The sequence below is a fragment of the Priestia sp. P5_B4 genome (assembly GCF_056400385.1).
Window position 1 is genome coordinate 1 of record NZ_JBFULJ010000789.1, and the last position, 1,790, is coordinate 1,790.

The 1,790-nt window shown below is 37.5% G+C and carries 1 protein-coding gene; it reads right to left on the reverse strand.

Going from position 1 to position 1,790, the window contains the following annotated elements; genetic code table 11:
• A partial coding sequence (locus tag AC1DRF_RS25990) for an MHYT domain-containing protein (protein ID WP_477742075.1) occupies positions 1 to 1,790 on the reverse strand: 1,790 nt, incomplete at both ends.

Consider the following 1,790-nt stretch of genomic DNA (forward strand, 5'->3'; position numbering starts at 1 on the left):
GAATAAAGTACTCTCGAACTATTTGCTTTCCATTTTTTAATTTGTAAGCAAATACCGCGATTTTTCCATTGCTTCCCTCTATTTCACTTTGTTTTTCAGGATCCAGCTTCTTATCTTTAGATGCTGTAATTTGTTTTTGCAGCTGACGAACGCTCTTGATCGTTTCTTTACTTTTATAGTAATATGGCGCTTCGTAATAGCCATTCATTCCCTTTGCATAGTTTTCAGGTTTATCAGTCAATCGATACATGTCTTCATCGAAATACACACTTTCAATCTCTGAAACTGCCGGCACTTTAGTAGAATAGCCAAACACGTCTAAATGAATGATAAAGCCTACAATAGTTGCAGCTATAATAAAACCTAGATACCCTTTCCATTTCGTAAAGATACGCCACGTTTTATTTAAAATAATTTGAGCAACTATATAGCCTATTAATGAACCAATAATATAGCCCACGACCATCCATGAAAATCCACCTTTCATGCTGCCAAAGTAAAATCCGCCCAGCATCAGTGAACAAGCGGTTACTCCGTATACGAATACAGGTTTTAACCAGCCAACTGAAATGGTTAGCGTAGCAGCTTCTACTCTTCTTTTTTGATAGGTGATTAAAGCAACGATGTAAAATAAGACAATGAGTCCAATATAAACAAATACACTAGTAGAAAAGCTTTTATGAGCTGCCAATTTCGCTACGTGTAAAAACGGGATAAGGCTGTCAACATTTTTGTTCACGTAATAGTCATACGCATAGCCATACCAGTAAAACTTTACATTCGATATAGCTAAATAAGAAATTCCGCCTGGGAGAAGGAATAGAACGTATAAAAAGATTCCTTGCAGAACAGACATCCCGGTAAACATTCCGGCTAAAACAGTTCCAGTTAGGACAAATAAATTAATCAGAATACTGTACCCGACCCAGCTTAGAACGTCGCCTGTTGTATAAACATTCTCAACCGTTAAAACCCCTTTAACGSCAAAAGTCACGATTCCCGTAATTAAAATCGGAACAACTAAAACCAACGCGCCCAGAAGCATGTTTTGATGAAACAACGTAGAACGTTTAATTGGTAAACTATGAATATAGTCAGCCGCAATCTTCGTTTGTATATATCGAAATAGGAAAATACCAAGTAACACTGGTACAACGAACATAAGCACGAATTCTAGCCCGCCAAATACGTCAAATAACGTGTCTGGTTTCTCTATATAAGGCTCAACCTTTCCTGTAAAAGTGAAAATTAGTTGTAAAGGCAAAGCGAACAGTAGTACTATGCCCATAATAGTAGAACAAATAACCTTAGCAAAAACGGTAAGCTTCCCTTCATTTAGCTTTGAATAAAAACCAAGCCACAAAGCTGTATTAGAAGCAGCAACAGCAATAAGAATAGAGAGAAAAACGATAAATGGATCATACGAAATCATAATTGGCTCCATAGCCATCATGCCCAAATAGTGCATAAAAACAATTCCCGCTCCCATAAAGCTCCCTGCAATGATAAGTGCTTTTATACTTTTCTTTTGTTTGTGAATGAGGTAGAGACCTATATAACATCCCGTTATCGCTCCCAAGATTGAGAGAAGAACAAACCATAAATTATATGAAACATCTACGGGCAGGTGAAAAGCAAGCATGGCGATAAAATGCATTGACCAAATGCCTATCCCCAATGTAAATGCCCCGCTGATTAACCAAAACTGAATAAATTTTGCCCGGGAAATTTTCACACGATTAGCTAACCCAAAAGAAGCGTACGCCGCAGTAATAGCGATAAGGAAAGAG